9 protein-coding genes and 1 pseudogene are annotated in these 22,622 nt (G+C 49.8%); 3 read left to right on the top strand and 7 right to left on the bottom strand.

All coding sequences use genetic code 11. The features are described 5' to 3' along the window. Positions 1-5 precede the first annotated feature (5 nt). The 7 genes and pseudogenes from cbiB to EQU24_RS05410 all read right to left on the bottom strand — a co-directional run bounded on the left by cbiB (position 6) and on the right by EQU24_RS05410 (position 19,186). Entirely contained in the window at positions 6-899 is an 894-nt protein-coding gene (gene cbiB, locus EQU24_RS05380; RefSeq protein WP_017840475.1) for an adenosylcobinamide-phosphate synthase CbiB, read from the bottom strand. Beyond that, complete coding sequence (locus EQU24_RS05385) at positions 892-1,911, bottom strand: aminotransferase class I/II-fold pyridoxal phosphate-dependent enzyme (RefSeq protein WP_017840474.1); 1,020 nt, start codon at positions 1,909-1,911, stop codon at positions 892-894. Before EQU24_RS05385 ends, cbiB begins: the two co-directional genes overlap by 8 nt. Before the next feature lie 1,059 nt (positions 1,912-2,970). Continuing rightward, a pseudogene (locus EQU24_RS23435) lies at positions 2,971-3,192 on the bottom strand (IS1380 family transposase); the annotation flags it as partial. A 243-nt stretch (positions 3,193-3,435) separates the two neighbouring features. After that, complete coding sequence (locus EQU24_RS05395) at positions 3,436-5,349, bottom strand: PKD domain-containing protein (protein ID WP_017840472.1); 1,914 nt, start codon at positions 5,347-5,349, stop codon at positions 3,436-3,438. Between the two features lie 292 nt (positions 5,350-5,641). After that, entirely contained in the window at positions 5,642-15,955 is a 10,314-nt protein-coding gene (locus tag EQU24_RS05400; protein WP_026130130.1) for a filamentous haemagglutinin family protein, read from the bottom strand. Positions 15,956-15,966: 11 nt separating this feature from the next. Next, positions 15,967-17,556, bottom strand: coding sequence for a ShlB/FhaC/HecB family hemolysin secretion/activation protein (locus tag EQU24_RS05405; protein ID WP_017840470.1), 1,590 nt, complete (start codon positions 17,554-17,556; stop codon positions 15,967-15,969). A 124-nt stretch (positions 17,557-17,680) separates the two neighbouring features. Then, entirely contained in the window at positions 17,681-19,186 is a 1,506-nt protein-coding gene (locus tag EQU24_RS05410; RefSeq protein WP_017840469.1) for a hypothetical protein, read from the bottom strand. A gap of 479 nt (positions 19,187-19,665) precedes the next feature. Here EQU24_RS05410 and EQU24_RS05415 point away from each other — a divergent pair, with 479 nt between their 5' ends. From EQU24_RS05415 to EQU24_RS05425, 3 genes are all read left to right on the top strand, one after another. Next, on the top strand, positions 19,666-21,474 hold the full coding sequence (locus EQU24_RS05415) for a DUF2341 domain-containing protein (protein ID WP_017840468.1): 1,809 nt from the start codon (positions 19,666-19,668) through the stop codon (positions 21,472-21,474). A gap of 76 nt (positions 21,475-21,550) precedes the next feature. Continuing rightward, positions 21,551-21,955 carry an ExbD/TolR family protein gene (locus EQU24_RS05420; protein WP_014149416.1) on the top strand — a complete coding sequence of 135 codons (405 nt, stop codon included), beginning with the start codon at positions 21,551-21,553 and terminating at the stop codon, positions 21,953-21,955. Between the two features lie 7 nt (positions 21,956-21,962). Then, positions 21,963-22,616, top strand: coding sequence for an energy transducer TonB family protein (locus EQU24_RS05425; RefSeq protein WP_017840467.1), 654 nt, complete (start codon positions 21,963-21,965; stop codon positions 22,614-22,616). The last annotated feature ends 6 nt before the right edge of the window (positions 22,617-22,622 follow it).

The raw sequence follows: 22,622 nt of genomic DNA on the forward strand, positions 1-22,622 counted from the left end.
CTTGATCAAGACAGCAAGAAACCAACGGCCAATAGGCCGAGGATCGTAAAATCAATGGGTGTTTTCATGGACAAGGCTTTCGATAGCGTGGTTTTAGTGACCGGCACGATGGCATCGCCCAGAGCCGGTTTGGTTTTCAGCCGGCCATGGTACATCGCATCGCCGCCCAATGCCACGCCCAAGGCGCCCGCCATCGCGGCGATCGGCCGGCCGGCATTGGGGCTTTCCAGTTTATCGGCGTCCCGCCATAAGCATTGCCAAGCCCGTTTTTTATCGGACGACACTAAAATGATCAACAAGGCCGTCAAACGGGCCGGGATGAAGTTGGCGAGATCGTCGAGTTTGGCGGCGACTCGGCCGAAATGAAGATAGCGGTCGGTTTTATAGGCGATCATCGAATCCAAGGTATTGACGGCTTTGTAAACGGCCAAGCCCGGTAGGCCGAATAAGACCAAATAAAACAGAGGCGCGATGACGCCGTCGCTGAGGTTTTCGGCCCAAGTTTCAATCGCCGCCTTATAGACCTCGCTATCGCTCATCGTTTCGGTATCGCGGCTCACCAGGTAACGCAAGGCTTGTCGGGGTTGTTCGGCGGTCAATAGTTCCGCGACGCTGGCATGGAGCATTTGCATCGCAAGCCCCATCGATGCGATGACGGCTAAAACGGGTAGGGCGAGCCAATACGGTAATTGTTGGCAGGCGTAAACGATCGAGAGGGCGATGATTAAAGTTATCGTTAACAGGCTGGCGACCAATGTCGCGCCTGATCGAATATTGTCGCGATAATAACGCCGCTCATACCCTTCGATAAAGCAGCCCATCAGCACGACCGGGTGGGTCGTGCGGAATTCGCCGAAACGCAGGTCGATCAAATAGGCCAGCGCTGCCAATTCAAACATGTTGCAAACATTCGGCAAGCCGGGCGATCGATTCGGCATCCTTAACCGCGAAGCGCACATACCGCTTATCCAGGCCTTCAAAATTGTCGCACACGCGAATCAAGATTCGCGCCTTTTCCAGGTGACGTTGCAAGGCATGGCCGTCGATTTTCGCCAAACGGACGAGGATAAAATTGGCTTGGCTCGGATATACCCGGTCGAACAGTTTGGAATCCTCCAGCATTTGCCTCAATGATTCGCGAAGCTGTGTTGTTTGCCGGCGCGTGTTATTGGCGAAGGTATCGTTAGAAAGGGCTTGCTGCATGTAAGCGATATCGAAGCTCGACAGTTTCCACGCCGGCTCGAGTTGTTTCAGTTTTGTGATTGCCGTTTTCTCGGCGGCGACGAAACCGATGCGGACGCCGGCGCTGCCGTAAAACTTGCTCAAGGACTTGATCAGGTAAAGGTTCGGGATTTGGCCTATCCTGTCGGCGATACTGGTCGTGGCGGCGGCAGGGCAGAAGTCCAGAAAAGATTCGTCGATCAGGATCGTGCATCGAGCGGCCTGCCATTGGGCCAGTAGCTTGTGCAGGTCGTAAAGCGCGCCGTCGGGCGTGGCCGGATTGACGAAAATGACGGTGCTGTGCGGCGGAATTTCCGTTTGTTCAAAATGGTCGAAACGGTCGATGCAACGGATGCGGCAATCTAATTGTTGCGCGATGCGTCCATATTCGACGTACATCGGCGTATAAAGTACGACCTCTTCGGGATGGAGTCGGCGCAATAACGCAAAAATCGCGGCACTCGCGCCGTTGAAGGGTTCCAGGTCGGTGTCGTTCGGCAACGGGTAGCGATAGCGAAGCGCTTCTTTTAAGGCACTGTAATCGGGATCGGCATAAGGCGACGGGTCGAATTGCAACGTGCGCCAGTCGATGGCCTGGACGGGATTGATGTTGGCTGAAAAGTCCAAGACCTGATCCGGTCGACAGCCGATGCGTTCGGCAAAACTATAAATATTACCGCCGTGTTTCATTCAGCAATGCGTATCGTGCGAAGTCAAAAGCCGATTATTTTAAACCAAACGGGGCGTCGGGGGTGAGAATATCGGCGCAGAGGGGCCAAGCCGTAACCGGACATGCAACAGACTCAAACGGGCGTTCGTAATCCCGTGAATGAAACTATTCAGCCTCCGGTAATTATCGTTCCCACGCTCTGCGTCACTGCCATAAAGTTAGCCTTCTTCCCCCCTTTGAAAAAGGGGTATTGAGGGGGGGGTTATTAGAAAAATCTGCCCCAACCCCTCTTTTTCAATATAAGTATCTACACATCTTTATTATTCAAAATCAATCTGTTATTAAGTTTCTTCTGGTTTTTTATGAAGATAGGGACTAAAAATTGATGTTTTTAGTCTACTTTTTTATCCTAGATTACAGAAAAATTAACTTAACTAATTGTTTTGTAAAGCTGAAAACTTGTGTAGATACCTATGCTTTTTCAAAGAGGGGAGTGAAACGCTAGAACTCTTAACTTAACCTGATTAGCAAGATGCTTCAGCTTGCTGAAGCCAAATGTCCGAGCAGGGGCCAGTCGCAGTCGCAAAAACAAAATATGCTGTTACCCAAGCTCCAGCTCTCATTGTTATACATAAGTCAAAAATTTCTCTTTTGCAATTTTAGCCAATGAGACCTCGATGCCATTTATTGCCACCCAACGAAACCGGCTTCGAAATCGCGATCATGGGATCGCTCTCACAGAGCGTTCATCGCCGCTCCTGTGGGAGTGACGCCTTCGTCAAACTCTGTTCAGCAAGTGTGCCGGCACGTATGTATACTCATTGGAGGTCAAAATTCGGCGCCGGGGTGCCCGTCAAAGGACGCCGTGAATACGTCCATGTAGGCGCTATGCCAGCTCCATGCTGGCAAAGCCTTTGCCGAGCACCCCGTCGCCGAATTTTGATCTACGACGGGTATATCTGTTAGCTGTGGCTGCTTCATAGGGATTTCACTTTCGTCGGTAAAAATACTCTATGTTGTGGCCACACTTTTTTTTCAACTGCAAATTAACGCTTTATGCTTTAAGTTGGCGTCTATGCTGCGCATACCTTGGCGATTGATTGGGCGCTCCCGACCACGCCGACCAAAGTCAGCAATACGACATCCATGAGTTGGTAAGCGGCATTATCGCCACGCACATGCGGTACGGTCTGTTTGACCAGATCTTCAAAACCGATACGCTTGAGAAATTTGATTACCGGAATTAAGCCGGCCTGACTGGTTAAACCGGTTGCTGTTGCTGACAGATGAACTTTGCCGGTTGGCTGGAGGTAAGATTTTTTGAGGTTGGCGTGAGGCGTGTGCGGTCATTAAAATCATTATATAAATGATATGTATAGCCTATTTATATTTTCCCAGTGCTTATGTGCAGGATTTAGGTTCAAAAAAGGGCTTCAATAAAGCCCTTTTGATCATTAAAAAATCTAAAATAAGTTCAGTTTTGCATTTTTTCTAAGGACACCGAACTAGATGAAATGATCGACCTAGCCGGTGTACTTTAACGATTAATTACATTCGGCGGATTCCGCAACCGTAATGTTTTCCGTCAATATTGTTGTTTGATTGCTTGCATCCCTGATCGTAACAGTAATATTGTAAGAACCAACTTCTTCATAGTAGAAATCCTCAACGTTGTAATTCGTAACTCCGGAATTGAGAGTAACTGGTCCTGTAATTTCGCCATCGCCCCAATCTACGGTAATAGTATAGGGTTGAGATCCTCCTTGTATATTCGACAATAGCAATACGGTTGGGTCGTTTAGAGCAACATCATCGATTTCCAAAGTGGCGCTGATATTACCGCTTGCTTGAGGATTGACTGTCACGTTAACCGTTGCGGACGATGATCCGGCGCTATTCGTTGTCGTGAGTCTAAAAGTCAAAACGGTCGGTGTGGCGACGGTCGGTGCGGTAAATCCGGCTGAAGCACTGCTTGGGTTGGACAGAGTCACTGACGGTCCGGTAGTTTGTTCCCATGCGTAACTGTCGATGGTTCCGGTACTGCCTGCACCGTTAAGCGTTACGGACGCTCCCGATGTGACCGTTTGTGCGCTGCCGGCATTAGCTACTGGAGCTACTAAAATAGGATTGACTGTAACATTAACAGTCGATTGTGACGAGCCAGCGCTATTGGTCGTTGTGAGTGTAAAGGTCAAAAGGGTTGGCTCAATAACGGACGGCGCGGTAAATCCGGCTGAAGCACTGTTCGGGTTGGACAGAGTCACTGAAGGTCCGGCAGTTTGTTCCCATGCGTAACTGTCGATGGTTCCAGTGCTTCCAGTGCCGTTAAGCGTTACGGACGCTCCCGATGTGACCGTTTGTGCGCTGCCGGCGTTTGCTACCGGTGCAGTAGCTGCGGGGGTGATCGTGACGTTGACAGTCGCTTGCGACGGGCCGGCGCTATTGGCTGCAGTGAGTCTAAAGGTCAAAACAGTCTGTGTGGCGACGGTCGGCGCGGTAAATCCGGCTGAAGCGCTGTTCGGGTTGGACAGTGTTACTGAAGGTCCGGCAGTTTGTTCCCATGCGTAACTGTCGATTGTTCCAGTGCTTCCAGCGCCGTTAAGCGTTACGGACGCTCCCGATGTAACCGTTTGTGCGCTTCCGGCATTGGCGACTGGAGGCGCGAGACCTTCGGCTACGGTTATAGAGACGGTGGTTCTGTCTATAGCTCTATCGTTATCCCGAACGAACAGTTCGAAATCCAATGTTACCGGAGAGGCTCGGTCGGGACTGGTAAATTCAAATGAAGCGCGCTCGGCTCTAGGGTTTGTCAATCTAACTCTGGCGCCTCTCGGCAATTGGTTTCTTGGGGTCAAGGATCTCCAACGATATTGAATGATTTGTCCGTCATCGGTACTGCCGGAAGCATCGAGATCAATACCTGATGAAGCTGCCTCCCAACTTACCGTGCGATTCGGACCGGCATTTGCAACAGGTGGGTTATTGACCGGCAGAACCCTGACGGGTACGCGTCTACTTGCAGTTGCTAGTCTGTCATCGCCATTATCGGCTTCCAATTCAAAGCGTAATCTGACAGGTCTGGTACGGCTATTGGTTTTTTCAATAGTCGGCGCAGTGAATGTGGCGATAGGAGCATTGGGATTGTTAATGACGACATCGGGTCCTTGAACTTGTCGCCACGTGTAAGTCAACGCTTTACCATCGACATCAAAAGTATTGCTAGCATTCAAAGTGACAAGGTTACCTTCTTCAACCGGTGCAATCTTGTCGATTATGACTCTGGGTCTTGCTGCTTCCGCAACCGGGGAGAGAGACAATGAACTGAGTGCAATCATTAAGCCAATCAATAACTGCGATTTAGGGTTGTATTTGAAAAATGAGGCTCCGCCTCGGTTTTCCGAATGTGGCTTATTGATTACCGGTTCTAATGAACACGATGATACGTCTAATATGGTCATAAAACATTCCTTAAAACTGTAGTTAAAATTGGAAATAAGTAGTGATTTTGCTTTGTGAAGAGTGAAAGTGTTGAGAGCAGGCGTCGAACCGGACCAATTTAAAAACGATAGATATCGTCGACTTAAAGAGAATGGCATCGCGACCGCTCAGACTTAGTTTTATTGTGGAATCAGCAGGTCACCCTAAAATTCAGATGTTTCACTGGAATTATGGCAGCGCAATATGACAGCTCAGTGAAGGAATCGTGACATTAATATGACAAAATGAGCTGTTGCCCGGCTGGAGGTCGTATCAGACATCTTCATCGCCAAAACCGATGATATCGACACTGATGATTCCCTGCGCTCCAGCTTTGTCCATTTGTTCTTTGGCTGATTTGGCAACATCCGCGCTATCGTCTATGGCTTGCGCTATGCTAGCCGCCACATTACTGACATTACCGAGGCCTGCGGCCAAACTTCCTGTCGAAGCAGTCGGTACACCGACCGATACTCCGCCGACATCGATATTGTCGGATCCAACGATGGCTGTCGCACCCACGGTGACGTCTTTACCTCCAACCCCTGCTTCCGAAGCATCGATAATGCCTTGAAGCGCAAACAATAAGGCATCGCCTTGACTGCCGTCAGGCGCCATGTTTGCTCTGATACCGCTGCCAGCCACGGCAGGCGGTAATTCGATGATTATGTTGCCTTCACTGTCGAATCGAATGATCGGAGCTGGGGCCGCCAAGGCTGTTTTTGCTCCCCTACCGGCATCGATGTTCCCGTCCGTCGAACCGATCAAGATATCGCCGCCGCCGAGCGTCATGACTCGGGTCGTATTCACTTGAAAATCGTCTCGGACAATCGAATGCACGGCACCTTTTTTGATGGCTACGACACCCAGTTGCGATGCATCTTTGGCGCCACTGGAATTAACCGCCAAACCGGCATTGATGCCGCCATTGGGCGTCAATAAATTGATGTCGCCGCCATCGGTGCTGTGTATTTTGCTGAAAAACATCGAAATATCGCCGGTTTGGGTTTTGTTTCTGTCTTTAGAAAATGCATCTTCCAGGATACTGCTGGCCGAAGCTCCTTCTCTGAAAACAGTGCCATTGGCGGGATCGATCGTATAATCTTGGCGACCGGCCAAAACGGTGGTTCCCGGAAATAGCGTTTCGATGGCAGCTAGAAGTTCAAACTGCGCTCTATCCATTTCTAGTTTGAAATTGAACCGGGCTTGGGTATCGCTAGCGCTATCGAAACTGTTTTTAGCAATCGAAAAACGATTACCGTAATCTTTCATAAGTCCGTTGAAGGTTTCGATCAAGTCCGCTAAATAAGGCGCGTTGAAATGCGACCGTTCAACAGCCGGCAAGCTTGCAAAGGCTGCTCGCGCTAGATCCACTGTTAAATCGTCATTGCCGGTGATTCTTCGCATATAGTCGGCAACCGCAAGCTCGTAACTTTCGTAAAGGCTTTCACCATTGCTTAGGTAGCTTTTCATAAAATCCGGTGCCGCGAATTGGGTTTGCGCTAATCCTGCAATCACATTAATTGCAGCACCGTCCTCCGCTAATGCCGTGTTGACTTGATTGCCCGTAGTCGTGATACCTTCGGAAGAACCCAAGTCGACATGTCGTCCGGCCATTAATGTCAAACGGCCCGGACCCGAAACCTCCATACGTTGAACAACATTAACCAATGCTCCGGTAGCGGGATTTCGAACGATGTCGAATTTGAAATCGCGGCCGGCCGATACGATCGATTCGGCATCTTTGATATTATGCTGAAATTGCAAGCTGACATTACGAATATCCCGGCCGGCCGACACTTGTGTCGGTTTCGCCATAATGAACTGGAAAGGGTCCTTGCCCAGGATATCGCCAACGTCTGTGCTGATCAGAGCCGGTATAGGATCATTAATATGATTTGGAATCGAAGCATAGATTTTGTCCGGCTCGCTACTGATACCGGACAGCACCAATCTCAGCCTGGCGTCGTTATAGTTGGCAGCAGGATTCAATACCGTCGGCAATAAATTCGGATTGGTGTCCGACATGGTCACATTTACGGCATTGCCATTGCTGGCGGTTATAATATTATTCGCGGCAAAAAGCTCAAATTGACCGATTTTGCTCGGATACATGATCAAGCCATTTTTGAATATGATGTCGTTTGATAAAGCGTAGGCCTTCAATGTTCCGGGGGCCACCGATAGAGCGTCTCTGGCTGCACCGTCGAAGCTGATCAGAGCGCCGCGTTGGAAATTCATTAAATCGACTACCCCGGAAACATCGTTACCGAGGCTGATGTTTCCGGTAAGCGAAGTCAGATTGACCGCACTGTTCTCACCGTATCTAAAGAAGATCGATAGTAAATCCGGGCGTTTATTGGCCGGTTGCGACAAAATCATCGGGTCGATAATGGCTTGTAGGGCGATATCTTTGCCGGCAGTAATGTGATATTGCGCATTGCCCAAGGCCAATATCGGATTCATTTCCGCAATACTGACGGTCTTGAACGAGCCGGCATTGAGCGAGCCGGCAACATTAAATGTCGCCGTACCGTTATCGACGTAATAGATGCCGCCTTTTAGGTCACCTCCGGCGTAGATGTTTAGGTTTCCGCCGCCATTGATCTCGACTTCATTGGTCAAGTAATTTTGATTATTAAAGTCGTTCGGATCGACTCTTTGTCCGACTTGCTTACCGGTGGTTGGAATGACCACGGAGAGATCGCTGACCGTCCCGCTGGCTGTGATAGTGATATTGCCGCCACCCAGGGCGCCGACATTTTGCCGGTAATCCGGCACGATGCCTGAACCGGTTCGCGTACCGATCGCGATACCCCAGGCGGTCGGCCTTTCCCCTGTGTGAGTTTCGTTTCGAGACCAATTGCCGGTTCGGAGCAACCAATCCGTGACGATTTGGTTGGTCACCGCGCCGCGAACGTCGCGTCCGGCATTAAAACGGATATCGCCGCCGTCTTTAGGGTATTCGACGTAAAAGCTGGACGCTACGCGAATTAGCGGAAAACCGAAGCGATCCTCATCGTCCGGCCTTCCTGCCGTGTACACGACCGATTTATCGTTGCCGTAGACAATGTCGCGTCCTGCGCTGAAATCGATGGACCCGGTGCCTGTGCGAATCTTCACATCGTTGAAGAGGCGCATATCGCCGAAATTCAGATTGTCCGCGGCCACTACCATTTTCGTATCTGAAGAATTCAGGTCCGCGCCGGCAACGAAGTTGTAACTCCATGAACGCCCGGGTTGCAACATATCGATCACAGGCCTCGAGAAGGTAGGCGTCACCTGAAGTACGCCATTTTTGAAAGCGTCGCTTACGCCGTTTTGGAGCAACAAATCTCCACCTGCTCGCAGGGTCAAATAGCCGGGTGTTTGTTCGGATCCATAACGCCAATCGACTAAATCCCAGTTGGCGGCCAAGGTGAGATTGCCTTCCGATTTGACCTCTATTCCGGGAGCTAATTCGAATCCCGGTCCGAATGCCGTTGTCGAAACGCTATTCATGTACGAAGCGGTATCGTTTCTAATGCTATTGATTGCTGCAGCGTCCAGTCTGTTGAGGTTGTACTGTGCGACTGCTTCGATGACGACGTTAGAATCGCCGAGAATGGTGCCGGGGGCAATCGGGGCGACATTGACCTGTCCTGCCAGGCGTTCGGCACGAATATGCACATCGCCTTCACGGCCGCCATTGGCCGAGACATCGATCGAAGCGCCATTCTGAATGCTGATACCGCCTCCGTTAGTCGAGCTGAGCCTGACCTTGCCGCCATCGCCTGATGCTTCGGTGGCGTTTGCATGCAATCGTGCACTTCCGGACAAGGTTAGTCTGCTATGAGCATTAAGTTCAATGCTACCGCCATGTTGGCCGCTGGCATCGAGCGTGCCTGCAATCGTCAATGCGCCTTTGTCGACGGTTAATTTGATATCGTTCGCGCTTATCGAATCCTCTTCATCAATGACTAAGTTGCCATTTCTCAGTCGTAAATCTATTGCTCTGCTAAAACCGGAATCCACCAAGCTCTGATTCATCAAGCCGAACGGGTTGCCGCCCATGCTGCCGAGGTCGAGCCGAACCGACCCCCCCTCGGCCTGATTACCTCCCTTCGCGTTGATCGTGCCATTCAAATTGACCAATCCCGTGGTTGCGGAAAGTGCAAGCGATCCTGCCGACATTTGTGGGCTGATAGCATTCAACAATAGTTGACTACCGGCTTCGGTGTTAATGTTCTGCCGCGCGGTCAAATCGATACGTCCGGCTGATATCGGAGCCGATTCGCTTAAACCGGCTCTTACCATTCTTCCGGACACATCAATGATGGCATTCTCTTTGAGGACAATATCGCCTGTTTTGGCATTCGCTTTTACGATACCGCTGTTGAATTGTAATGGCGTATCGATGACGACATGGCCTGCATTTAAATTGAGCCGTGCCGCAATACCCGGTTGCGAATCTACAGAGCCGGGTTGGTTGTGATTGAGCGCTAAGCGATAAGTGTCGGCATCGATCTTGGTTTCGGAACCTGAAGTACCGGTAATAAAGCCTGCTGTGATCGTCGTGTCGGCCAGAGTGTTGAGTGTGTTTACACTAGAACCGATTAACGACTCGGCTAGATTCAAATTGATATCATTGAATCCTGACAAGGTAAAGTCGCCTCCAGCCAATACTAGATTGTTGGCAGCGATCGACAAGGAGCCCGTCCCGTTGCCTTTTTCGGTTTGTGCAGACGTGGATGTATTGGTCAACGTGACGGTATCGGCAGAAAGACCGGCAGATTTGCCGGAATTGTCGAAACCGGCAATACCTTTTGTAGCGATCGTCAAAAGATTGAATTCGATCGGCATTAGTTCGAGCTCGTCGTTTCTGAGCGCTAAACCCGAAGCATCGGTGCGGTAAACGCCGCCATAAATGTTCAAGTTGCTGCGGCTGGTCAGCACCAATTGTTCGACCTTCAATTGACTCAACTGCCGGTTATCCAGCGAAAGCCCGGGGAGATTTTCGTTTACTTCACCGATATTGATGGCTTCAGCGGCAATGTTCAACGATTTGCCGGCATCCAACACGCCATTCATTTGTAGATTCCGGGTCGAATCCAAGAGTATCGAACCGCTCGGAGCCAAGGTTTGAGCATTGTCGCTGATCAACAGATCTCCTTTCAGACCTTGGGTGCCCGTTCTGACGATTTGCGCTTGCGCATCGCCGGAAACGCGTAACAGGGCACCGTCTCCCGTGGTTGTTAAAATCTGTCCGGGTGCCGAACTGTCTTTGCCGCCTGTTGCCACGATTTGAGCACCGGCTTGGAGTTCGATCGTGTCCGTGGCGCCCATAATGATTTCGGAACCTTCGAGGCGGGTTCCTTCGGCGATTTCGACAGTTTTGGACTTGACGTCGAGTTTGATCGCACCGGTCTCACTGTCGATTGTTCTGATACCGCCTAAAAATAAGCTGCCTACGGTAAAGGTATCGAGATCGCTTACACTCAGTTCTACGCGGCCTGCAGCGCCCGTCTTGTCGTTGACCACGGCGATGTTGTCGGCAATGACATCGACCAAACCTGCTAGCCCGCCGTTTCTGGCGTTGGCGAGAACGGAAGGCAATTCTAATTGTGATTTTGCGTTGAACAGCAGCGATCCCGCATCTTCAGGTAAGCGAGGAATCGGCGATTCTTTCCGCTGTGCTTGCTCGACAAAAAACTGACTAGCCGCGGATAGGTCCAATTGCGAACGAGTTAAGGCAATTTTGCCAGGCTCGACGGCAAATCCGGACCAGCTCTGGTCCTTGATGTTGGTGCCGCTGATCGCTCTAAATCCGGCCACAACCGGGGCGCCGTCTAAATTGACCGAACGGCTGCCTTGCGCCATGTTGTCGCTGCCTTGCTGTGGCGTTATCAAATAAGACCCGGGAAGCAATGCATAGCGCGCAGGTAATAGCGTGTAATAACCGGCTTTTAAACCACTCCCTTCACCCAAATAAATGCTGTCGCCGATCGACAAACCCGAACCGGGAAATTCCAGCGGGTCGAACGGTGCGTAACCGGAATGGTTGGGCAAGACGGCAAACGAATTACCGGTAGCCAAGACATCGATGGAACCGCCGATACCGGGGATGAATTCGTAGGCCAGTAAATCGCCGCCTCCGGAAATATCGATAACGGCGCCTTCGTCATGTTGAATTCGGTCCGCATTGACGGTTATTTTTTTGGTCGGCGCCTGCACGATCAAATTTTGGTTGCCAATCGGATATAACCATTCCAAACCGGCTTCTGTGACACCGAACGGAATGATTTGATCTTCGGCGGATACCGAACTCAAACTATTCGCGCCGAAATGAATCGTTTGAGATGCATCGAAGGTCAATTCGCCGAAAGGTACTTTAATAGCGCCGTCATGCTGAATGTTCGGAGCTGTGACCGTCAATTTTGCATAGGCGGATAAGATTGGACGGGATTGCCCCCCGCTGCTGAACGCGATGCTTCCGTTTGGATCGCCTTTTACCGTCAATCTGTAATCACTGAGCGTTGTCGGATAGACTTGATCGGCCTTAAGGTTCAACGCCGAATACGTCGAAAATTCACCCAGATAGTCGCGTTGCGTAAACAATGTGCGAATGCCGCGTAAGCGAATATCGCTATCCGCGTTCAGATCGACTTGCTTGAATCCTGCGGTAAAAACACCTCCAAATAATTCGATTAGGTCGGCATTGACCTGAAGATGGCCGTCTCCACTCGTTGGGTTGCCGGTCGCACGTCGGGTTCGGCTCGAGCCTAGAGACGCATGCGCCGCATTGAAAACGACCGTGCCAGTATCGTTTTCCGATAGTCTTTGCCAAGCCATTTTTGGGCTGTCGAAGTTTACGGCATGTTGTAAATCCAAATGGATATCACCCTGAAAGCGAATTTCGCCGTCCGCTTGCACGTTCAAATTTGCAAAACCGGAATCAGACACTTGTTGGGCCGCTATAAAGCCTTGTCTTTGCAGTCCGGTTGGAAGCGCATCGCCGTATTGGCTGAAGGAGGCATCAAAAAATTCATTCTTAGTTTGGGAGAAATTGAGAATGCCCGGTTTTATCGGAAAGTTAGGAATCACTCCTTCTTCAACGGGGATTTCTCTGAGGGTGTCGTCTAGACGGACCGTTAAAGTACCGCCGGACGTGCCGGGCGCTTTACCGCCTTTGGCCAGCATGCCGCCTTCGATGAAAATGGCTTCGGCGCTGCTGATGGTAATAGTTCCTCCGTGCGATCCAACTTTTTCCGTACTGAAGGTAATATTTTCCGCGCCGGGCAATAGGCGAGGGCGGTTTAGCAAGGCTTCCGTTCCCGATACATCGATCTGCGAACCTCTGTTGGAGGCTATGTAACCGCGGGCGGCGGTTAAATTAACGTTTCCTCCATTGTGGACGATGCCCGTTTTGAGCCCGAACGCATCGGTCAACGTCATCGCGATACCGGAAACATCGATTCGCGCATTGTCGCCGAGCCAAAGTCCCTGGCGGGGTTGATACAATGGGTCCAGCGTCGGTAAGCCTTGCGGCGGAATGATGCTCAAGGCTACGTTACCGCCGTTTGCTTTGATCGATCCATCGAAAAATAAAGACGAATCGGAGACTAACGAGACGTTGCTCAAGGCATCGGCAGTGATCTTGACGTTCTTATTAACGATTAAATGGCTATTAGGGTTCGGATTGATGCTGTGAACCGATTGCAAAGTTAAATTGTTCGGTAGGCGGTCGATCGCAGGGAGCTTGCCCAATCGAGATATTCCGGCAATGCTATTCGAGCTGCTACGATTAACGGCATTGCCATTCAATAAACGATTAGTTTGTTGCAGTTTTATTTTAACGCCTTCATCAACGACCAAGCCGTTAATATTAGCGGTCAGAATATAATCGGAAAAACCGCTTTTTCCGAAAATGTCGGCTTCGAGTTGTAAAGGACGCAGTCCTTCCAATTCTTCTTCGCGTCTGCGTAGAATCACAATCGCATTGGCTTCGAGTTCAAGCGTGCCGCCTTGACGAAGAGCATAGGCGCTGAGCGTGCCGTCCAATGTTATGTTGGAACCTGTCGTTTCCGCCACGGCATGAAGATGGATACCTCCGGCTTTACCGCCTTGAACGTTACCGTCTGTTTGCAACCAAGCCCCTCCGCCGACGTCGATGCGGCTGCCTTTCAGAATATTAATATCCCCATTGGCGCGGGCAATAAAGCTACCTCCATCCAAAGTAATCTTATTGTTATCCAATAGATCGAACGGTGTTGTTATATCGTTGACCCAACCACCTTGAAGATCGATCCTTGCATTGCTGCCGAGTGAAATCGCACCGGATAGTCTGCCTTGGGTTCGGGCATTCAAATCAGTGGCAAGATTTACCTGAGCGCCAGCGCCTTTGATTTCACCGCCGATAGTGATAGCCCCGCCTTGTAAATTCAATTGAGCGCCATCGGCTAATTTAAGTCTACTACCGTCGGAAACAGTCACGGTACCGTGCGCCAAAACTGACAAGTCCATGATGCCGCTTTGTGACAGCGGTTGAGTACGCAGCACCAAAGGGGTGAATTGACTATCGTTTGAGGAAGGGAACGGCTGGTTTAAGTCGACATTAACCGTCGAATTTGTCAAGACATTGGCGAATACTACTGCTTGATCGACTTCCGAAGCGGAGCGCATGTCGATCGTCAACGTGCCGCCCTTGGGGCGTTCCGCCAAGGTGCGTTGTAATCGGCCGCTGACGGTTGTGCCGTTTAACTGACCCTCCAGGATGACATTGGGACTGGCAATGGTCAGACTGCCTGCATCATGGCCGTCGGTATAGCCGGCTTCTTTGCGTGCCAAGGCAAACGGACCTTCGGTAATCCAGACTTGCTCAACGCCCCATTTTTTATGGTTTTTGACAACTTTTCCGTAAATGCCGTCGTAGCGCAATGACGGATGCGCTTCGCTGATATCGAACACGCGGCCATTCGATATTAATTTCGAAGTGCGGATATAGCCGTCTAAAAATTTTACCGCGCCGCCGGAAAAATCGAGTATGGCATTGTCTTTAACAATGGTATCGCCTTCTGAGCTAAGGTTGATTTCACCGCCTTTAGCCAATCGTTCACCCAAAGGACGCTCGATAGCATCGATAGCGGGTTGAATGTTGGCCAACGGCGTACCGGCTCGAATATCGACAAAAATGGTTTCACCAAATAGCACTCCATTTCGCTGTAGCGGTGCATCACTCAGTTGGTTCAAACGTAATTCGACTGCGACGACATTGCTCTCCATCGGTTTGACAGTAGATTTTACGCCGGAAACATCGATTTTAGCGCCGGAGTCGATCAAGATACGGCTGTCATTTCGGTTGGCCGAGGCTTGCAGAGGGTTTGACGGGTTTTGGGTTGCTACGACATTGATTTTTCCGCCCGGCAAGTTGACTTGCGAACCGCTTTGAAAATGAACCTTGTGCGCCATGATGTCGATTTGCGAGAGCGGCTGAATCTGTTCGTCGATTGCAGTCAAACCGGTGTCCAATTCCGGCAAAATCTCGGCTTGGCTGTTTTCTCCAAGACGGACGGTGGCCGACGTTCCTAAATCGTCGCCAGTATCAGTAGCGCGTCTAGTTCTGCTGGCTTGCATGGCATAACCGTCAGGCGTTTGGAATGTCGTGGCTCCTTCTCTGGCGATTAGGCGAACCTTGCCATTGATGTTCATTGAGGTGCTAGCCGAGACTTTGCCTTTTTGATTGACGGCAAATCCCACTAAGCTGATCGTGCCGCGTTTAGAGGCGATGCTACCTAAATTGTTGATTTCGCCTCCGGTTTGTACTTCAACCAATAACCCCTCGTTGCCGGCCTCTTGTAAATAGACCCTATCGGTTGCGGCAGCCAACACGACTTGCCTGTCGTCGGCTTCGATATTACCCTCGTTAGTAATAGTCGGCGCAATGATCAAGATATTTTGGCCTTCGGTTGACTTGATTTGGGCGCCTTCATCGACGTTTATTGCAATTTTGATTTTGTTGCCATCTTCATCGAGTCTAAAACTACCGTCTTCGTTTTTTATATAAAAGTCTCCATTGCCATTGAAGGCTGCCGTTCCATTGTTGGCAAAAACCTTGGTGATACCTTGGTCGAAAACATCATCGGTTATCGCTAGCGTCGAGGCCACCAAACCTCTAACATCAACTTTCGAATTTTTACCGAATACAAATCCATTGCTATTAACCAAATAGACCTGACCGTTGGCTGTTAGTGTTCCCAGTATACGGCTAGGATCATTTTGAAAAATCCTGTTCAACGCAATGGAGTTCGCACCAGGTTGTTGAAAGTGTACGGAATGATCCTGGCCGATATTGAAACTTTGCCAGTTTAGTATTGCTCTATCGGTATGCTGATCGATGCGCATGTGGTTGCCGGTAATCGATGCAGAGGCATTACCCATGCTGGCCCAAACCGGGCTTGGGACCGGCAGGTTTCCTGCCGCATGCGTTGCCGCCAATGGATAAATTCCGATCCCGCCGAGCATCGCAATCCTGACGCAAGCAGCGATGGGACTTAGCGTGAAGCCAGTTGAGACACTCTGAGATTTTTTGCTGGTTTGTTGATTAGCCATGTTCATTACCTCTAAAATTCGGCAGCGACTCTAAAATGCAGCCGGGGGTCACCGCTTTCGATCGTGCCTTGCGAAATAAACGGAAATGCCACGTCCAGATTGGCAACCAAATATTTCCACGCCTGAAACCGAAGGCCGACGCCGCCGCTGGCCAAATTAATTTTGTTATCGATACCGGGCAGTGCGCTTTTTATCCAACCTCGTCCGGCATCTAAAAAGACTAGGCCCCGAAAGGTATTGACGGCTTCCCAGTCGCTGTCAAAAGGGAGCAATCTCGGCGAATATAATTCGATCGAACCTTGCACGCCGTCATCTGACAGTACTTGAGTTTCAAAGTAGCCACGAACACTGTCATCGCCGCCGATCGAGTATTGTTCGTTACTGATAATAGGCGAATCGGCGATTTGACCGGATATACGGCTGACAAAATCCATTCCCCAAGGCAGGTTGTACTTATAATCGATGCCGCCGTTGAGCATCAGGTAATTCGGTTTGGCCAGAAAGCGTTTGTCGGCAAACTCCTGCTCATCGTTACCGAGGCCGCGAATTGAAAAATTCACGCCTAAATTGAATGACAGCAGGGAGTTCTCATCGCTGACCGTACCGTTGTATTGAGCCATGAACGGTAAATAAGTGATCGGAGTTTTTAAGGTGTCGGCCCCGAGTAAATTGAGGTCTTCGGCAAAGGACTTGTAATCGACGCCAAGAGTAAAGCTGTGTGAATAATGATCTTTGCCGGTCAGCGGTAAAATCAATCGGGCGCCGTAAATATCGCCGGTGCCGATGACCGATAAGGCGCCGGCGCTGGCAATTTGCGAATCCGAGGACGAACTGACCGCATACAGAGCGAGTTTGGCATCGGTATCGAGCAAGGGCATGACATAAGTGCCGACGAAGACTTCGACTTCTTCCGGCTTTTCGGGCGAGGTCTGATACATGAATGAGGCGCTATGGAATTTTTGCCATAAATTATCGTAGCGTAACGATGCGATCGTCCTTAAGCGGCTAGTATTGGCGACATTTCTGCCGTTGACTTCGACTTTGCCGTGAATGGGCATGCTGTCTTTGACTTTTAAATCCACCTCAACCGTGCCGGGCGTTTCGCCGGCTCGTAATATCGGCACCACGCTTCGGTCTGACGATTCCTTACCTAGGTCAGCTAACTGCTGTTGCATGACTTGAATATTAGGCACTTTTCCTTCGGCTAATTCCGGAATTTTGGCTTTGATACGACCCAATGAGAAATAACGCGAATCGGTCACGCGTAAACGGGATACCTTGCCCTCGGTCACTTCCAAATACACCACGCCTCCGACGACGTCCTGCTCCGGAATGTCCACGGCGACTGTTTGGTATCCTTGACTGTGATAGATTTTTTCCAGTGAGGCGCGGGCTTGTTCCACGGTATCGATGCTCTTATCTTCGCCTAGAAAAGGGTAGACTCCCCGTTCGATGGTTTTACGGTCCAGCAACGTATTGCCTTTGACTCTAAGCTCCCATAGGTCGAAGTGATTTTCGTCTTCGGCAAGTGTTATTGAGCTTGTTAAGCACATAACCACGACAACTAACCAACGAATCGTCGAAAAAACCTTTTTAATCATAGAATTGTTAGCATGTTACAAACAGGACAGCCCCCGCAGGACGGAGGCTGTAAATAAAGGTGCATCCTTGCTCGGTCTATTGCAGACACGTATTCCAGAGGGGTGGTTAGGATTAGAGGATTACTTATAAAGGCTTGTCGGAATCGATTTTCAACAACACCGGGACATTACAGTTATCCAATAGACCGCCCGCGGCATGCGAATAACCTATGACCGGAGCGTTTTCATCGACAATGTGCGAGAAGGGGTGACCGTTACTGGCGACCGCCAAATAACCTGATTTTCCGAAAGTATAGCTGGATGTTTGATTGAGAACGCTGGCAACCGTTGTTGGGTTGGCGGCATCGACTACGATTTTTTCAATGATTGCCAACGTATCGCCGGATGGTGAACCTGCACCGGTTTTACGCCATTGGAAAGTCGGCTCCACCCAATCCATATAAGTGCCGTTGGCCGCATTTTTCAAAGTGGGCGCATAACCGTCGATTTTTATGAACTTATAGGCAAATGCGTTATTGGCATTTTTTTCCAAACTTTGTTGGCCGATTGCCCATGCGGTCACTGCTTGTCCATTGATGTTGCTGTTTAAACCGCTGGTATTGGTGCCTTTGCCGAAGTCATCCAAACATCTGTCCATATTGCCGGAACCGGAGTTTTCGAAAACGCGGGGACCCTCAAACGGATTATCATCGGAGATTACCGGATCCGAAACCATCGGCTCCATCGCGCAGCGCGTACATGGATGGTGCAGGAATTTCGCATATTGTTGGGCGCCGGTACCGGAACCGTCGACCCTTTTGCAGTAATGCATCAGATCACTCTGTGGTGGAGTGACGCCGGGATATTGGGTCAGTGGATGATCAACGCCGTCTTTCGTGACGATGAATTCATCCCAGCTTTTGATTTGGCCCGTGATCAATGAAGCGACTTGCTGTTTACTCAAAGAGGGCATACATTCTTCGGTATATTCACCCTTGGAACAGGAGCCGGGCAGTTCTCCCCGGTCTATCTGAACGGTTTGCAACGCATCATATAAACCATTGGTTACCGGCACACCAAAAATCAATGCAGCTACCGCTCTGACTTCCAGTGCTTGGATGCTACGCTGTGTCATCGGTTTGAAACCCTTAGGCGTATTCCGGCCTCGGAACATAAAAGGGTCTACATCGGAAATACCGATATTGGGATGTTTTGGCGTCAAATCGCCCGGGTTGTTGATGGTACATGTCCATTTTTTTCCGCCGGCAGTGTCTTCGGTACAGTTGTTGTTAAAGATATTCAACGCATCCAGTTGCGACTCTTCGGCTAACGGATTGACGCCTTGTGCCGAACCGCCCGCCGAGCGTTTGATGAACAGGACTTTTTTTGGCGCCGACAGTCCAGGGACATTAGCCGGGGTCAAGGTGCAAAAGAAGGCTCGGTAACCGGCACCATTATTGGGATCGGTGTAATAATCGGTGTCTTGGCAGATATTGTTGAACATACTAGTCATGGCATTGTCCATTGCGGTAGCGCCGGACATGAACAGCTCCAGGTCGGGCGTATCACTAGGTGTCCAGGCCTGTGCCGCGCCGGAAAACCCGGTTAAAGAAAGAGCCGCCAAAGCAGCCGTTAACGCATGTTTTTTCATGATTAAATTCTCGTAAGAGTTGATGGAAATGGTTGCAAATGTAAAAATTCACACACGCCTTTGAATATTTAAAAAGCTCTCTAAAAGACACTTTCAAACAAATTCTTTAAAGTAGCGGTGAGCTAATAAATTGCTTTGAATAAATGTCTTTACGGAACAGCTCCGTATCAAGCCATTCGACTTAGGAGAATTTTTTCACAGTAATGCGTCTACTGTTTTACAGTTGTGTTAAATATTGATGAAATGTATTACGTTTGCGATGATTTTTCGCGCCAGCCGTTACTATGAGTCATCTTTAATTCTTTTATCTGAGCTTGATAACTTTGCTTCGAGTTGTCTGTCACAATTTTTTTACACCTTATTAATAAGATCGGCGCATTTTTTGCCGAAATCAGATAGTCATACTGCTTCTACCGTCATAATCGTGTCATAAATCTCTGAAATAATTTTGCTTTAAGTTAAGCAATAAGAGAGCACCAATGAAACGATTTGGATTTTTGTTATTTTTTTTGATGCTGATGCCGCAAATGGCCTGCGCATGGTGGAACGCCGATTGGAGTTACAAGAAAAAAATAGATCTGGATCTCACGCAGGCGGGAGTTAGCGTTCCTGATGATGCCCTTGCACTGATTCGTTTACACACCGGCAACTTTTCATATTTCATGGATGTGGCGGATCTGGGAAAGGATATTCGCTTTATGGCGGGAGATGACAAAACGCCATTGAAGTTCTACATCGAAAAATTGGACCCAATCAATGAAATGGCATTGATTTGGGTCAAATTACCGAAGGATATTGCAACGGCCCCGGAACCAACTCTGTACATGTATTACAGCAATCCTCTGGCGCCTGACGGGCAGGATGCGGCCGGTGTTTTTCCTGTCGATCAAGTCTTGAGCCTGCCGTTTACCAAAGATGGCGTTGCCGACATGACCGCTTATGCGAATAATCCGTCCGAAGCGACTGCAGCGGCAGGGGAAGGCGGCTTGATTGGGCATGCAGGTGTTTTTGAAGGGGAGCAAATCGTTCGAATACCGGCTTCCGCGTCTTTACTGACAGCATCCGATCCCGGTTGGACTTTGTCTACGTGGTTAAAAATCGATCAACCGAATGAAGATGGTGTGGTCTTTCAAAGAGCCGGAGCAACAGGAAGCCTGACTTTTTCTGTTAGAGAACAAACGGCGAATTTAGAGCTTGCCGATGCTTCCGGTGAGGTGCAGACTTTTCCCGTTTCTACACCATTCACTCCGGGAAGTTGGCACCATTTCGCTGCAATCGTAACTGCCGATAGGGTAGTGATTTATTTGAACGGTGCTGAGGTCGGGTCATTTTCGATAATAGTTCCCGGCTTTGACGGCGATATTACCATTGGTGGCGATGCCTATGGCGCGCGCGGATTGGTCGGCGCGATCGATCAATTAAGTGTTTACAAGTCTCCGCGTTCGGCAGAAGCGATCAAATTCGATGCATTGATGCAAGGGCAGGCTTCGCCGTTATTGGTGTACGGCGAAGATTTATCGCCGGAATCGGAAGGCGGCGGTGGGTCGCATGTGATGTCGACGATGCAGCATGTATCGCTCGATGGGTGGATCATCATCGGAATATTGGCGGTGATGTTGGTTATCAGTTTTTTGGTGATGGCCGCGAAGGCGTTGGTATTGATCAAAAATCATAAAGAAAACAGAAACTTCGAAGACGAGTTCATGAAGTTGAAAACTGCCGAATTGGAAGCGCTGAACCACGAAGATACCGAGGACGACGAAGCGGTCAATGCCTCGCCATTGTTGGCTTCGTTGACCGGGGGGCATGAACGTTTTACCGGGTCTTCCGTTTACCGGTTGTATCATGTCGGTATAGAAGAACTGCACAATCGCCTTGCCAAGAGTGTCGGCGCCGATGTTGCCGAGGCGTTTGTCACCGATAAAGGCATGGATTCGATTCGAGCAGCGATGGAATCTTGTTTGATTCGAGAAACGCAAAAACTCAATAGTCTGATGGTGTTACTGACAATTTCTATTTCCGGAGGTCCGTTTTTAGGTCTGCTCGGTACCGTAATCGGGGTTATGGCGACCTTCGGCGAAATCGCCGCAAGCGGCGAGGTTAACGTCAATGCGATCGCACCCGGTATTGCAGCGGCATTGGCTACAACCGTTGCGGGTCTGGTTGTCGCGATTCCGTGTTTGTTCGGTTATAACTATTTGAATAGCCGTATTAAATTGATTTCCGCCGATATGTATATTTTTGTCGACGAGTTTACGGCCAAACTCTCCGAGCGTTACTCCGATTAATCAGCGGACCTCTTGAATTGCCAGGCAGCGAGTATCTTTAGTCTCGCTCTGACCAAATACGAACGAGTTATTTATTATGCGTTACAAAGAAGAACTGGAAAGTTACGACGATATCAATGTCACGTCCATGTTGGATTTGGCCTATGTGTTGTTAATCGTCTTCATTATCATGACCACGGCCGCCGTGCAAGGAATCACCGTCAATTTACCGAAAGCCAGTGATACACCGAGTTTGGCCAAGCCGAAAACCAAGGCAATCACGATCACGGCCGACGGTACGATTTTTCTCGATACCTATCCGGTAACGTTGGAGCAGTTGGAATCATTACTACAACAGTACCGTGCGGCTGATCCGGAATTGCCAGTGATCATCAAAGGCGATGCGACCGTGCAATATCAGAACGTTGTTGATGTATTGGCTTTAATGGGCCGCATCGATATTACGCAGATCGGTCTGGTGACGCAGAACCTAGTCAAATAACGCGGTTATGAGTAAACACAAAAGCTGGAAGGTGCATCTGCCGAAGATCATCGGCGGCGTGATTGGTTTGATTTTGGTGGCTCTGATAATTTACGGCATTAGCAATTTCAAGCAAGACAGCGACGAGCGTCCGCAAAAAAAAATCCAGCCGATTACCTTGTTGAAGCCGCCGCCGCCTCCTCCGCCCCCACCGAAAATTGAGAAGCCGCCCGAGCCGGAAAAGATCGAGGAAAAGATCCCGGAGCCTGATCCGGAGCCTGAAAATCTCCCGGATGTCGACGATGCGCCGCCTGCCGATAGTTTGGGACTTGATGCTGACGGCAGCGCCGGTTCCGACGGCTTTGGCTTGGCTGCACGGAAAGGCGGGCGCGGATTGTTGAGCGGCAATCCCAACGCTTGGTACGGCAATATTATCAGGAATCAAATGCAAGTGGTGATTTCCGAGGTCGACGATTTACGTAGAACGCGTTACACGGCGACGGTTCGTATCTGGGTCGATAAGCAAGGTAATGTGACTCGATTTGAATTGGTCCGGGGCAGTGACGATGCTCGGATCGACGAAAAGTTGCAAATGACGCTCTCCAAGTTGAAACGAATCAATAAAGCCCCGCCGGCCGGGATGAAACAGCCGATCAAATTTCGAATTACGAACCGCATTTAACTTCAG

Source organism: Methylotuvimicrobium buryatense (assembly GCF_005931095.1).
Lineage (GTDB): Bacteria > Pseudomonadota > Gammaproteobacteria > Methylococcales > Methylomonadaceae > Methylotuvimicrobium > Methylotuvimicrobium buryatense.